This window comes from Sphingomonas sp. P4_G2 (genome assembly GCF_056401155.1).
The window spans coordinates 173,054-186,217 of sequence record NZ_JBFUJY010000001.1 but is presented as its reverse complement, the minus strand read 5'-3'; the positions used below and the strand labels follow the sequence as shown (position 1 = coordinate 186,217).

Here is a 13,164-nt window from a genome sequence, read left to right as displayed (position 1 = left end):
TTTTTGCTCCTGCCCCTACGCCAACCTCTACTCAGGAGCGGTTTCATCGGTAGATACCAATATAAATCCACTACCATCCCATTGCCCGACCGGGCCGGTTGCGATAGCGTTACCTCATGCGAGGCAGCGATGGCGACAAGATGCCTCCCGGGGGGAGGAGTTGATGGCGTTTTCGGATCAGATGGGACGTTTGCGCGAGGACAATCCGTCCCCGCTTTACCTCCAGCTCGAACAGCTCATTCGCGACGCGATCGGCGCCGACATCCTCGTCGCCGGCAACGCGATCCCTCCCGAGCGCGATCTCGCCACCGAATATAACGTGTCGCGCATCACCGTGCGCAAGGCGATCGGCCGGCTCGTCGAGGAGGGGCTGCTCACCCGCCGGCGCGGCGCCGGCACCTTCGTTGCCGGGCGTGTCGAAAAGAGTTTCTCCAAGCTCTCCTCCTTCACCGAGGACATGGCGGCGCGTGGCCGCCGGGCGAGCAGCAGCTGGATTTCGCGCGCACCCGGCCAGGTGAACCCGGAAGAAGCGATGATGCTGGGGCTGTCGCCAGGCGCGCCGGTGCTCCGCTTCGCGCGCATCCGCTATGCCGATGACGAACCGATGGCGCTCGAATTCTCGACCATCGCGGGCTATTGCCTCGCCTCGGTCGATGCGGTCGAGGACTCGCTCTATGGCGCGCTCGAAAAAGTCGGCAATCGGCCGGTGCGCGCGCTGCAGCGACTCAGGGCTGTACCTTTTGGCGGCGAGCATGCCCGCATGCTCGGTGTCGATCCCGGCCATGCCGGCCTGCTGATCGAGCGCCGCGCCTTTCTGCGCGATGGCCGCCCGGCCGAAGTCACCCGCTCTTATTATCGCGGCGACGCCTATGATTTCGTCGCCGAATTGAGCGACGTCTAGAGCGTGATGACGTGGGTTTGCCCCGTCGTGATTGCCCGGGCGTGTTCGCTGGCAAGGAGCGGCGTGCAGCGCGTAGCGGCGCTACGCGCAAGGACCGCGACGCAGACCAGCGGGCGCGCCCGGGCAACCGCAAAGCGGCGGGCGCCTTTTGGCGCATGGCAGCGTCTCTCGTCGGTCACGATGCATTATGCATCGCTCCGCTCCTCGTTCCTCGCCCTGCGCCAAAATCCGCTCCGTCACGACGGGGCAAACTCACGTCATCACGCTCTGGGCACCCCGCATTCCCCGCATCGTGTTGGAGTATCAGCAATGGATCGTCGCCAACTTCTCCTCGGAGGTGCCGGTGTGGGCGCGCTGCTTGCGGTGCCCGGACAGGCGGCGATTGCCACGCACGGGAGCGGCGATGGCGACGGCTTTCCGATGCCGGAGCCCCAGCGGCGCCTCCTGCCGCGGCTCCCCGAGCCCGATCCCTCACGCACGCGCCTCGAATTGGGCTGGCGTTTCCATCAAGGCGACGTCCCGACGCCGGAGCCGCAGGGGCACGATGACACCTATATGAGCGTCAAGGCCGGCAATGCGCGCGGCGCGGCGGCGATGGCCTATGACGATTCGGACTGGGCGGAAGTGCGGCTGCCGCACGACTGGGCGGCGGCGCAACCCTTCGTCCGCACCGCGAACGTCTCGCAAGGGTATCGCCCGCGCGGCATCGGCTGGTACCGGCGCGCGCTGCGGCTCGACCCGGCCGATCGCGGCAAGACGATCGAGCTCCATTTTGACGGCATCGCCACCAATGCAACGATCTGGGTCAATGGCAGCCTCGCTGTGCACAATTGGTCGGGCTATAACAGCATCTATGTCGATCTGACGCCGTTCGCGCGCTTCGGCGACGAGACCAACATGATCGTCGTGCGCGCCGATGCCGATGCCAAGGAGGGCTGGTGGTACGAGGGCGCCGGCCTCTACCGCCATGTCTGGCTGGTTCGCCGCGCCCCCGTCGCCATCGTCAGCGACGGTGTCCATTGCGATCCGCGCCAGGGGCCCGACGGACACTGGCGCGTCCCCGTCACCGCGACCCTCGCCAACATCGATCGCGCCGCTGCGAACGTGACGGTCGAGACGGCCCTGCTCGATCCCGACGGCCGCGAGATCGCGACGGAACGGACCGACGTGCCCGTCCCCGTGCTGGGACGAGCCGATGCCGCGCTGACTCTCGAGGCCGGCACCCCCGCGCGCTGGTCGGTCGAGACGCCGACGCTCCATACGGTGCGGACCCGCGTGCTGCGCGGTGGCGAGATCGTCGACGAGCGTCGCGTCGCGATCGGCTTCCGCACGATACGCTTCGATGCCGACAAGGGGCTGTTCGTCAACGACCGACCGGTCAAGCTCAAGGGAGTCTGCCTCCATCAGGACCATGCCGGGGTCGGCGTCGCGATGCCCGATGCGCTGCTCGCCTGGCGGTTGGAGCGGCTCAAGGCGATGGGTTGCAACGCGATCCGCATGTCGCACAACGCGCCCACTGCCGAGCTGCTCGACTGGTGCGACCGGATGGGTTTCCTCGTCATGGACGAGAATCGCAACTTCAATCCGGCGCCCGACTATCTCGCCCAGCTCGAATGGCTCGTCCGGCGCGACCGCAACCACCCGAGCGTGATTCTCTGGTCGGTGTTCAACGAGGAGCCGATGCAGGGCACCGAAGCCGGGGTGGAGATGGTGCGCCGTATGTCGGCCGCTGTCCGCCGGCTCGACGACAGCCGGCCGATCACCGCGGCGATGAACGGCTCGTTCTACACTCCTTCCAACGTGTCGTCCGTCGTCGACGTGATGGGGTTCAACTATTATCAGGGCGATTACGACAAGTTTCACCGGCTCAACCCGAGCAAGCCGATGACGAGTTCGGAGGACACCAGCGCGTTCGAGACGCGCGGCGCCTTCACCACCGATCCCGCCGGGCATGTCATCACGTCCTACGACACCGATGCCGCAAGCTGGGGCGGCACGCACCGCGCATCGTGGAAGAACATCGCCGAGCGCCCCTTCGTCGCGGGCGGCTTCGTCTGGACCGGGTTCGACTATCACGGCGAGCCGACGCCGCACGAATGGCCGACCATCTCCAGCTTCTTCGGCATTCTCGACCTGTGCGGCTTTCCCAAGACCGCCTTCGACATCCACAGCGCACACTGGGTCGACGACCGGCCGGTCGTGGCGATCGCCCCGCACTGGACCTGGCCCGGCCGCGAGGGTCAGCCGATCAAGGTCTTCGTCACCAGCAACGCCGAGACCGTGGCGCTAATGCTCAACGGCCGCGACCTTGGCGTGCAGCGGGTCGACCGCATCATGGGGAATGAATGGACCGTTCCCTATGCTCCCGGCCGGATCGAGGCGCGGGCAATGCGCGGCGGCAAGGTGGTGGCGACCGCGGTGCACGAGACAGCGGGCGCGCCGGTGGCGCTGCGACTTACGCCCGCGCGCATGGTCATGGCCGGCGACGACGAGGACGCCCAGCCGATCACCATCGACGCGATCGATGCGCGCGGCCGCCACGTCCCGACCGCCAATCTGGCGACGCGCTTCACGGTCGAGGGTGCGACTTTATTGGGTGTCGGCAATGGCGATCCCAACAGTCACGAGCCCGAGCAGTTTGCGGGGCCTGCGGGCGAACGGTCGCTGTTCAATGGCCTGGCCCAGTTGATCATCCGCGCCGATGCGGGCCGGGGACGCATCACCGTCCGCGCCACAGCGTCCGGGCTGAAACCCGCCGTGCTGAAGCTCGATCGTGCCGATATCGCCCCGCGCCCGCAGGTCGCGGTCGTTCCGACCGTGTTGAAGCTACGTGATTGGCGCCGTTCGCCGACCTTCACCCAACGCCCCGATCCCGGTCTCGCCCCCGCCGATGGCGACAACAACAGCTGGGACCTCATCCATAGCGGCGACCCCACGCCCGGAGAGGCGCAGCCCGGGTGGCGGCTCTATCGAGCGCGCATCATCCCCTGGAAGCGTATCGCCGCCGAAGGAGGCATGATCGCGTTCGACGCGGTTGGCGGCAGGGCCGAACTCTGGATCGACGGCACCCGAACAGCCGTCAAGGACGGCACCGATACCGCTCCCCTGCGCGCACCGATCGCGCCCGGCGCCGGACCGCGCATCGTCGCGCTGCTCGTCTATGCACCGGCTGGCCAGCCCTCCGGCATCCTGGGCCCGGTGGCGGTCACCGCGCGCTAGAAGCCTGACACGCCAACATTAGCCATTCGGTGTGCGGGTTGCATCAGCATCGGAGAGGGTCACGGGAGCCGCGGGTGCCAGCTTATAAAAGGCCGCCGCATTATTGTAGAAAATGTCGCTCTTCTGCTCCTCGGTCAGGAACGTCGCGGCCTCGACATGCTCGACCGCGAGCCCTATCCCATCGGGCCAGTACATGTGGTCGGACCCGAACATCACCCGTTTGCCGAAGCCGGCATCGACCAGTCGACGCAGATAGTCGTGAAAGGCCGGCCGCGGCAGCAGCCATGACAGCGCGCCTGTGTCGATGTTGACGTTGTCGTAGAGCATCATCATCGCCTCGGCTTCTTCGATATAGGGCCAACCGCTGTGCATCAGGTTGACGCGCAGCTTTGGATGCTTGTTGAGCGCGCCCTCCACCGTCTCCGGATGCCCGAACGCCGCCCGCGCCGTGCGGCAACATGGATCGAACGTGGTTCCCGCGGGCATTGTGCCGAGATGGATCGCCACCGGGGCGTCGAATTCCTCGGCGAGGGCCAGATAGGGGTCGTATTTGGGATCGCTGATCGACAGGCCGGCATATTGCGCGGTGATCTCGCCCAACACCTTCAGCTTGCCCGAGGCGAAGGCGCTGCGCAGCGTTTCGAGCGGCGGCAGCGGCGTGTCCTCCGAGCCGCGGATGCCGGCGCCGGCGACGATGCGTGCGCGATCGCGATCCTGCCAATCATAGGCTGCCTGCAAGCGGTCGCCATCGCCGCCGCTGACCACGCCCTTGACGATATTGTACCGCCGCATCTGCTCGAGACAGGCAGTGAGATGGTCTGCCCCGGTGATGATCGAGCTCTTCGCGCCGGTGATCGGGTTCACGATCGGGACGGGCAGCTTCATCGTGGCCGGATAAGCATGCATGTGGACGTCGATGATCGGCTTGCGAGGACCAACGGCAGCCGCCAATCCTCCCGGAACCGCGAGCGCCGCCACCGTGCCGCCGCCGTATTTCAGGAAGTCTCTGCGCGCGATCTGCATATCATCACCCCGAACTGAAACGCGCTTTCGCGCCCGTGCGGATCGGTTACCAAGCGCACGGGCCCCGCGACATGACCTCGCAGGTCATATCGCGAGGCAAAGGCGTGGCACCGTCAGAGCAAAGCGCCGATCGCGTAAAGCGCGAGCGACCAACACGGTCGGCGGGGGCGCGAAGCCCGATCCGATCGATGGCTTGCCGGCGGCCTTTCTGTCGCCGCACCTAGCGCGGCGCGCGCTCAATAATGAATTTCTGACAGCGTCTTGGGGTCAGGTCATCTGGCACGAGAAACGCCAATCCTCGCCTTCCGCACGGTGAAAATGAGCGATGCCATCACCAGCCCAGTTCCAGCCGGACTTCGGGTCTGAATCAATTTGAAAGACAAAATCACCAACGCCGGCGCCGTGTTGGATTTCGACCGGGTATCCGCCAAATTTGGTGCCGTTATAGCGGTTGAATTCGGAGAAGAACCGGTTGCTTGCCGTTTCATCGTCGTTGATCGCCGTCAGATCAACCAATTCCCAAGCATCTTCCCATCCCGGCATGTCATCTTCGACTTTTTCCCAGGCAATTGCGAACGGGCGATACGGAACATCACCGGCTGGCATCGGCACGAGGCCATCCAACGACGCATACTCCCGAATTAACCAACCTTCTCCGTGCGCCTTGTCGAACGGTATTGTCGATCGGGTCATGAACACGACTAGCATCGCGACGCCATGCAAAGATTGCGGGACGACTGGCAGCTCATCGATCCTGACTTGAATAAGCGGAAACATTTCTCTGCCGTTCCAAGTCGGCGCGCGCTCGCCCTGAAGGCTAACGCCTTTGATCATCCAAGAAGTGATCGGATCGTCTGGCGGCCGGAATCCCCCGATTTTGGCCACAGAGGCCGAGCGTCGGATCGACTCCAATTCCCCCCAAGCTTTATCAAGGTCGGACTTCATGTGGATAATTCCCATGGCGTCCCGCCGGCGGCAAAGCCGCCGTCGTCGGACGGGTTCGGCTTTGCCGACCCGCCGGCCGTGCCGGGCGCTCGCGCCGCAGGCGCGACCGGCGCGGAAGCGTCGCTTCCGCGCCTCCGCCCGTCAGTACATATGCTGCCCGCCGTTGATGCTCAGCGTCGAGCCGGTAACGAACCCACCATCTTCGGAACACAGGAACGCCACGCCGCGCGCGATCTCCTGCGCCTGGCCCAAGCGCCCGACCGGAATCTTGGCGACGATCTTCTCGAGCACGTCGGCCGGCACCGCTGCCACCATGTCGGTATCGATATAGCCGGGCGCGATCGCGTTGACCGTCACGCCGGCCCGCGCGCCTTCCTGTGCCAGCGCCTTCGTGAAGCCGTGGATGCCCGATTTGGCCGCGGCGTAATTGACCTGGCCATATTGCCCGGCCTGGCCGTTGATCGAACCGATATTGACGATCCGACCCCATTTGCGCTCGCGCATGCCAGGGAAAGTCGCCTTGGCCATGTTGAAGCAACCGCCCAGATTGGTGTCCATGACCTCTTTCCACATCTGGTAGGTCATCTTGAGGATCGTGCCGTCGCGAGTGATGCCGGCATTGTTGACCACCACATCGACCGGGCCGAGCTCTTCCTCGACCTGTTTCACGCCATCCTGGCACGCATCATAGTCGCCGACGTCCCATTTGAACGCCTTGATCCCGGTGCGGTCGGAAAATTCGCGGGCGCGTTCGTCATTGCCGGCATAATTCGCCGCGACGGTCATCCCCATGTCCTTGAGCGCCAGGCTGATCGCCTCGCCGATCCCGCGCGTTCCGCCGGTTACGATCGCTACGCGTGCCATTTTTCTCTCCTATTGGCCCTGATTCGGGCGGTGTCGTCGGGTCGAGGCTATTGAGCGCTGATCCAACCGGCAAGTTCCCGCGACAAGATGTCGCGGAGCATGGTCAGGCCCGGCGCGCTATCATTGAGACATGACAGATACGCGAAACGGTCGCCGCCCGCGGTCAGGAACGTATCGCGGCCGCGGATCGCCAATTCCTCCAGCGTCTCGAGGCAATCGGCCGAAAAGCCTGGCGCGATGATCGCGATGCGCTTGATCCCCTGCCCCGGCAATGCTGCGAGCGTCGTATCGGTCGCGGGCTCGAGCCATTTGGCCCGACCGAAGCGCGATTGAAAGCTGACGATCAACTCGCGCCCCAACGCCTCGCCGAGCAGGCGCGCGGTCTTCTGGCAATGGCAATGATAGGGGTCGCCGAGCTCGAGTGTACGCGCCGGCATGCCGTGGAAGCTCGCCATCAATGCCTCAGGCTCGAAATCGAGTGCTGCGAGCGAGGCGCGCACCGACTGCGCCAGCGCGTCGATATAAGCGGGATCATCGTGATAAGGCGGCAAGGTGCGGATCGCCGGCTGCCAGCGCATCGCAGCCAGTGCCTCGAACGCCTTGTCGTTGGCGGTCGCGGTCGTCGCGGCGCAATATTGCGGGTAAAGTGGGGCGATCAGGATGCGCTCGCATCCCACCGCCTTCATCGCCTCCAATTGGTCGCCGATCGCCGGGCTGCCGTAACGCATCGCCCAGTCGACGGTGACGCCCGGCCATGCGTCTTTCAGCGCTTCCGCCTGCGCACGGGTGACGGCGGCTAGTGGCGATCCCGCGTCGGTCCAGACCTGTTGATAGGCATGCGCCGACTTCTTCGGGCGGGTGGTGAGGATGATGCCGCGCAGGATCGGTTGCCAGGCCAGCGGGGGGATTTCCACCACCCGGCGATCGGACAGGAATTCGGCGAGGTAGCGCTTCACCGCTTTCGGACTGGCCTCGTCAGGCGTGCCGAGATTGATCAGCAACACGCCGATGCGGGGAACTGGGATGGACGGGTGGTTTGGCGGTATCGTCACGCCAAGCCCTCCCCGTCATGCCGGGCTTGTCCCGGCATCCAAGGCGCGACAATGGCTGGATTCCGTTGCGGAGGGTTGATGTTCGAGCGAGATCGTGTCCCCCGGACACGATCTTGGCTTGCCGGGGGCAAGCCAAAGCTCGAACACGGCACCAGGCCGGGGTGACGGGCGGGGTTGAAGGCGCGCATCACGCCTCTCCTATCTTGAGCGGCAGGCTGCGAATGCGGAAACCCGTCGCCGATTGCAGGGCGTTGGCGATCGCCGGCGCGACCGGCGGCACCGCCAGTTCGGACACGCCGCCGGGATCGGCCTCGCTGGCGATCAATTCGACGGTAATGTCGGGCATGTCGGCGAGCACCGGCAGATCGAGGTCGCCGAACCCGCGCGAAGTGGCGATGCCGTCCTTGAACCGGGTCGAGGCGCCGAGCGCCTGGGCGATGCCGAATACCAACCCGCCTTCGATATTCTGGCGGACGATGTCGGGATTGATCTGCCGCCCGCAATCGATCGCGGCGACGATGCGGTCGATCCCGATCGACTGGTCCTCCTCGATATGCGCTTCGGCGAACACCGCGATATGGCTGCCGCGAAAACTGTGGCAGGCGATCCCCTGCCCGCTCCCCGCCACACCGCCTTCCCAGCCGCCGAGCGCGGCCACCGTCGTCAGGCAGCGCGCCAGCCGGGCATTACCGCCCAGCATCGCGACGCGGAATGACAGCGGCTCGGTATTGGCGGCGTGGGCCAGTTCGTCGATGAAACATTCGGTGAAGAAGCAGGTGTAGCTGTGCGCGCCCGACCGCCAATGGCCCGTCGGGATACCGACGTCAGCAGGATGATGATCGAGCGCCCAATTGGGAATCTGGTAGAAAGGCGTGGCGCCGGCGACGGCATAGGCATCGCCATTGGCGGGCAGCGCCAGCGCGGCCTGCGCCGCCTTGTCGCTCGCCAGCAACCGCGCGGCGAGTTCGTGACCGGTCGATGGCGCGGCGATCTTGGCGAGCAGCCCGACCAGCCGTCCGTTCTGATCGACGCGTCCGGTCATCCGCGCCGCGGCCGGCGCGCGGAACCGATCATGCACGCAGTCCTCGGCGCGCGACCAGGTCAATTGCACCGGCCGGTCGATCGCGCGGGCGATCGCCGCCGCCTGCACCCCGGCGTCCGATTCGAGCCCGATCCCGAACCCGCCGCCGATCGGCATCGGATGGACGATCACCGCATCCTCGCCCACGCCCATCGCCGTGGCGACCGCCGATCGCGCGAGTCCTGGGGCAAGCGTCGGCATCCACAATTCGACCGACCCGTCGCTCCAAGCGGCGGTCGCCGTTCGCGGTTCGATCGCGGCATGGAGCGCGGGCGCGGCGCGATATTCCGCGCTCACTACCTGCACGCCACGAAAGGCGGCGCCGACATCGCCGGCGGCACCGATCCGGATACCGTCGCCGTTCAGCGCCGTATCGAGCGCACTACGGATCGAATAATCGCTCGCCCCGCCGACCGGCGCGGCAAAGCGCGGGGCAAGCGCGCCGAGCGCCCGGTTGGCCGCCCACCAATTGTCGGCGACGGCAGCGACCCAATGATCGCCCTCGACCACTTTGAGCACACCGCGCACGCGATCCGCCGCCGCCTTGTCGGCGCTGACCAACCGGCTGTCGGGCGTAGGCCCCTGGCGGATCGCCGCGAACACCATGCCGGGCAGGCGCATGTCGGCGGCGAAATTGACCGAGCCATCGATCTTGGCCGGGCTGTCGAGCCGTTGCAGCGACTGGCCCGAAAGCCGGCCGTTTTCGCCCGCGCGCAGCGGCAGCGGGTCGGGCAAGCTGCCGCCGACCGCCTCGGCGGCCAGCTCGCCGAACCGCAATTTGTCCTTGTCGTGGACGACGAAGCCTTGCGCGGTGCCAGTCGCTTGCCAATCGGTATTCCACCGTTTCGCCGCCGCTTTCTGCAGCAGCACGCGCGCCGCGGCGCCCGCATCGCGCAGATCGCCTTCGAACTGGCGCACCGATGTCGAGCTGGCGGTCAGCATCAGCGCCGACCGCGTGACATGGCCTTCGCGTATATTCTGCGGCAATCGATCGAACACGCCGTCGAACAATTCCGATGCCGCCAGCGGGTTGGCGTAGAGCGGGTTGAGCGGCGCCGGCTCGACCGCGACGGTGCGCCAGTCGGCGCCAAGCTCATCGGCGACGATCTGCGGCAGGGTGGTCCAGCTCCCCTGGCCGTGCTCGGCTTGCGGCACCGCGACGGTGACATGCCCGTCTTCGCCGATCTTCAGCCAGGCATTGAAGATGTGCTCGCCTTTCGCGGCCGTCAGGTTCGGGCCGTAGCGCCGGGGCCAGACTGTCCAAGCGATCACCAGCCCGACTCCGACGCCGCCACCGATCAGCAACTGGCGACGCGTCAGGTGGGCTTTGGTCGGAGCGTCGTCAGCCATCGCCCCGCTCTATCGCGAGGGGGCCTGGCGGGGAAGCCCGCCAAGCTCCTCTCCTGGACGGAAGCGGATTTTCAACGTCGCTAGGCAACCGCCAGCGCGCGATATTTGGCGCGGAGACCGACCTTGTCGATCTTCTCGGTGCCCAGCCGCGGCAGCGGGTCGGGCGCGATCCAGATCCGCGCCGGCACCTTGAACGCCGCGATATGCTCGCACAAAAAACCCTGCAGTGCGGCTTCGTCGACCGTCTCGCCATCATGGAAATGGACGACGGCGCCGGGCACTTCGCCGAAACGCTCATCGGGCAGGCCGAACACCGCCGCCTCGGCGACCAGCGGATGCTCGTAGATCGCCGCCTCGACTTCCTGGCAGCTGATATTCTCGCCACCGCGGATGATGATATCCTTCTTGCGGTCAACGATGAACAGATAGCCGTCCTCGTCGAGATAGCCGATATCGCCGGTCAGGAAATAACCATGCTTGCTGAACGCCGCGGCAGTCGCGTCAGGCCGGTGCCAATATTCGCGGAAATTGCAGATCGAGCGGATCGCCACCTCGCCGCGCTCGCCCGCCGCGACCTTGTTGCCCGCATCGTCGAGGATTGCGAGATCGACCAACGGCGCCGAGGCGCGGCCGGTCGAATTGGGCTTGGCGAGATAATTTTCGCGCCAATTGCCGCAGCCAACGCCATTGGTCTCGGTCAGGCCATAGCCGATCAGTGGCGCGCCCCCGCCCATTTCCTCGTTGATCCGGCGGACATGGTCGATTGGGCGCGGCGCCCCGCCGGCGGCGAAATCGGTCACCGTCGACAGATCGTATTTGGCGCGATTGGGGTGCGTCAGGATCTCGAAGCTCATCAGCGGCACACCGACGAAATAGCTGATCTGCTCGCGCTCGATCAGCCGCATCGCGTCCTCGGCATCCCATTTGGGCATCAGCACCAGCTTGCGGCCCATTGCGAAGCTTTGCAGCATCACCGGCACCTCGGCGGTGACATGAAAAAGCGGCACGTTGAGCAGAGTCGATGGCTGGCCTTGCGGCGGATTGCCGTCTTCCGTCGCGAAACCCAGCATCATCAGCGCCTGGGTGAGGTAATTGAGCGTCGCCTGCAGCACTGCGCGATGATCGCTGAGCGCGCCTTTGCATTGCCCGGTCGAGCCGCTGGTGAATAGGATCGTGGCAAGATCGTCGGGACCGAGCTCGGGCAGCGCCGTCTCCGCGTTGCCCATCGTCGTGGCGAGCGCCTCGGACAGCGGCTTGAAATCGTCGATCACCACCACCCTGGCGGTCAGGCCCTCGATGTCAGCCAGCCTTTTGCCGCGCGGCGGATCGGCGAACACGATCGAACATTCGACCTCGGCCAGCGCGTTGGCGAATTCCTCCGACTGCCACCAGCCGTTGAGCAGCACCGCGATGCCGCCCGCCAACAGCACGCCCATATAAAGCGCGATCCAGGACGGCGAATTGCGCATCGCGATGCCGACCCGGTCACCGCGCTTGATTCCCTGCGCCACCAACGACCGCGCGACGCCGCCAGCCTGGTCGTACACCTGTCCGAACGTCAGCCGCTCCTCGCCCGCCACCAGGAACGTCACGTCGGCGTGCTGGGCGCAGAAATGCGCGAAATAATGCGCCAGGCTGGGCGGTGCCGCGGCGATCGCCGGATAGGTCCGACCGCGCACCTCGATCTCGCTCACCGCCATCGGCGCGCCGGGACCGGTCAGCTTTGCGATTCCGCGGTCCATCCGTAGATCGAGCGCACTCGGCATCGGCATTCTCTCCACCTGGTCTTTGTCGACTTGGGACCCTGACCCCCTTATGGGAGCGACAAAGCCCGGGGAAAAGCCTTGATCCTGCATGCACTGACCGCGATCGATTTCAACGACCTGCACCTTAACCCGGTGCTGCTGCACATCCATTTGTTCGGGCGCGATATATTCGACATCAAATGGTATTCGATTGCGTACATCGCCGGCATCGTCGTCGGCTGGATGTACCTGATGCGCATGCTGCGCGCGCCGGGCGCGCCGATGGCGAAGCGGCACGTCGAGGATTTGGTGTTCTACGCGACGCTCGGCATCATTCTCGGCGGACGGATCGGCTATGTGCTGTTCTACGACACACATTTCCCCAGCCTGCTGTTTTCATTTGGCTTCTTCAAATTATGGGAAGGTGGGATGTCCTTCCACGGCGGTGTGATCGGCACCTCGCTCGGCATCTTCTGGTTCGCGCGGCGGAACAAGCTCAGCTGGCTCCGCGTCCATGACTATGTCGCCTGCTGCGCCCCGTTCGGGCTATTCTTCGGTCGTCTGGCCAATTTCGTGAACGGCGAATTGTGGGGCAAGCCCACCGATGCCAGCCTGCCCTGGGCAATGATCTTCCCCAATGCCGGTCCGATGCCGCGCCATCCCAGCCAGCTTTACGAGGCACTGCTCGAAGGCGTCGTGCTGGCCGCGCTGCTCGCCTACGCCTTCTGGCGAACCAAGGCGCGCTACGAGCCGGGCAAGCTCGTCGGGCTGTTCCTGACCGGCTACGGCCTTGCGCGCTTCATCGTCGAATTCTTCCGCGAGCCCGACGCCCAGTTCCAGGGGACGATCTTCGACAATGGCTATCTGCACATGGGCCAATGGCTGTGCGTGCCGATGATTCTGGGTGGCATCTATCTGATCTGGACGGCCAAAGGCCGGCGCGATCGCGTCACCCCGATCGCCGGGGACGAAAGCGTCGCCTGA

General features: G+C 65.5%; 9 protein-coding genes. 3 read left to right on the top strand and 6 right to left on the bottom strand.

The window, feature by feature from the left end; all coding sequences use genetic code 11:
- Positions 1-163: 163 nt before the first annotated feature.
- Together AC1DRD_RS00855 and galA are read left to right on the top strand one after the other, a co-directional pair.
- Entirely contained in the window at positions 164-901 is a 738-nt protein-coding gene (locus AC1DRD_RS00855) for a GntR family transcriptional regulator (protein ID WP_478039611.1), read from the top strand.
- 309 nt (positions 902-1,210) lie between these two features.
- Positions 1,211-4,120, top strand: a complete 2,910-nt coding sequence (gene galA / locus AC1DRD_RS00850) for a beta-galactosidase GalA (RefSeq protein ID WP_478039609.1) — start codon at positions 1,211-1,213, stop codon at positions 4,118-4,120.
- A gap of 18 nt (positions 4,121-4,138) precedes the next feature.
- Here galA and AC1DRD_RS00845 read toward each other — a convergent pair whose 3' ends face one another.
- The 6 genes from AC1DRD_RS00845 to AC1DRD_RS00820 form a co-directional block, all read right to left on the bottom strand.
- Complete coding sequence (locus AC1DRD_RS00845; protein WP_478039607.1) at positions 4,139-5,143, bottom strand: amidohydrolase family protein; 1,005 nt, start codon at positions 5,141-5,143, stop codon at positions 4,139-4,141.
- Positions 5,144-5,410: 267 nt separating this feature from the next.
- Complete coding sequence (locus tag AC1DRD_RS00840; RefSeq protein ID WP_478039605.1) at positions 5,411-6,088, bottom strand: YwqG family protein; 678 nt, start codon at positions 6,086-6,088, stop codon at positions 5,411-5,413.
- A gap of 141 nt (positions 6,089-6,229) precedes the next feature.
- Entirely contained in the window at positions 6,230-6,952 is a 723-nt protein-coding gene (phbB, locus tag AC1DRD_RS00835; RefSeq protein WP_478039603.1) for an acetoacetyl-CoA reductase, read from the bottom strand.
- Between the two features lie 47 nt (positions 6,953-6,999).
- Positions 7,000-8,004, bottom strand: a complete 1,005-nt coding sequence (hemH, locus tag AC1DRD_RS00830) for a ferrochelatase (protein WP_478039601.1) — start codon at positions 8,002-8,004, stop codon at positions 7,000-7,002.
- A gap of 187 nt (positions 8,005-8,191) precedes the next feature.
- Positions 8,192-10,435 (bottom strand): xanthine dehydrogenase family protein molybdopterin-binding subunit, encoded by a 2,244-nt coding sequence (locus tag AC1DRD_RS00825; RefSeq protein WP_478039599.1) that lies wholly within the window; start codon positions 10,433-10,435, stop codon positions 8,192-8,194.
- Positions 10,436-10,515: 80 nt separating this feature from the next.
- Positions 10,516-12,201, bottom strand: a complete 1,686-nt coding sequence (locus AC1DRD_RS00820) for a class I adenylate-forming enzyme family protein (RefSeq protein ID WP_478040596.1) — start codon at positions 12,199-12,201, stop codon at positions 10,516-10,518.
- Between the two features lie 78 nt (positions 12,202-12,279).
- Here AC1DRD_RS00820 and lgt point away from each other — a divergent pair, with 78 nt between their 5' ends.
- Complete coding sequence (gene lgt, locus AC1DRD_RS00815) at positions 12,280-13,164, top strand: prolipoprotein diacylglyceryl transferase (RefSeq protein ID WP_478039598.1); 885 nt, start codon at positions 12,280-12,282, stop codon at positions 13,162-13,164.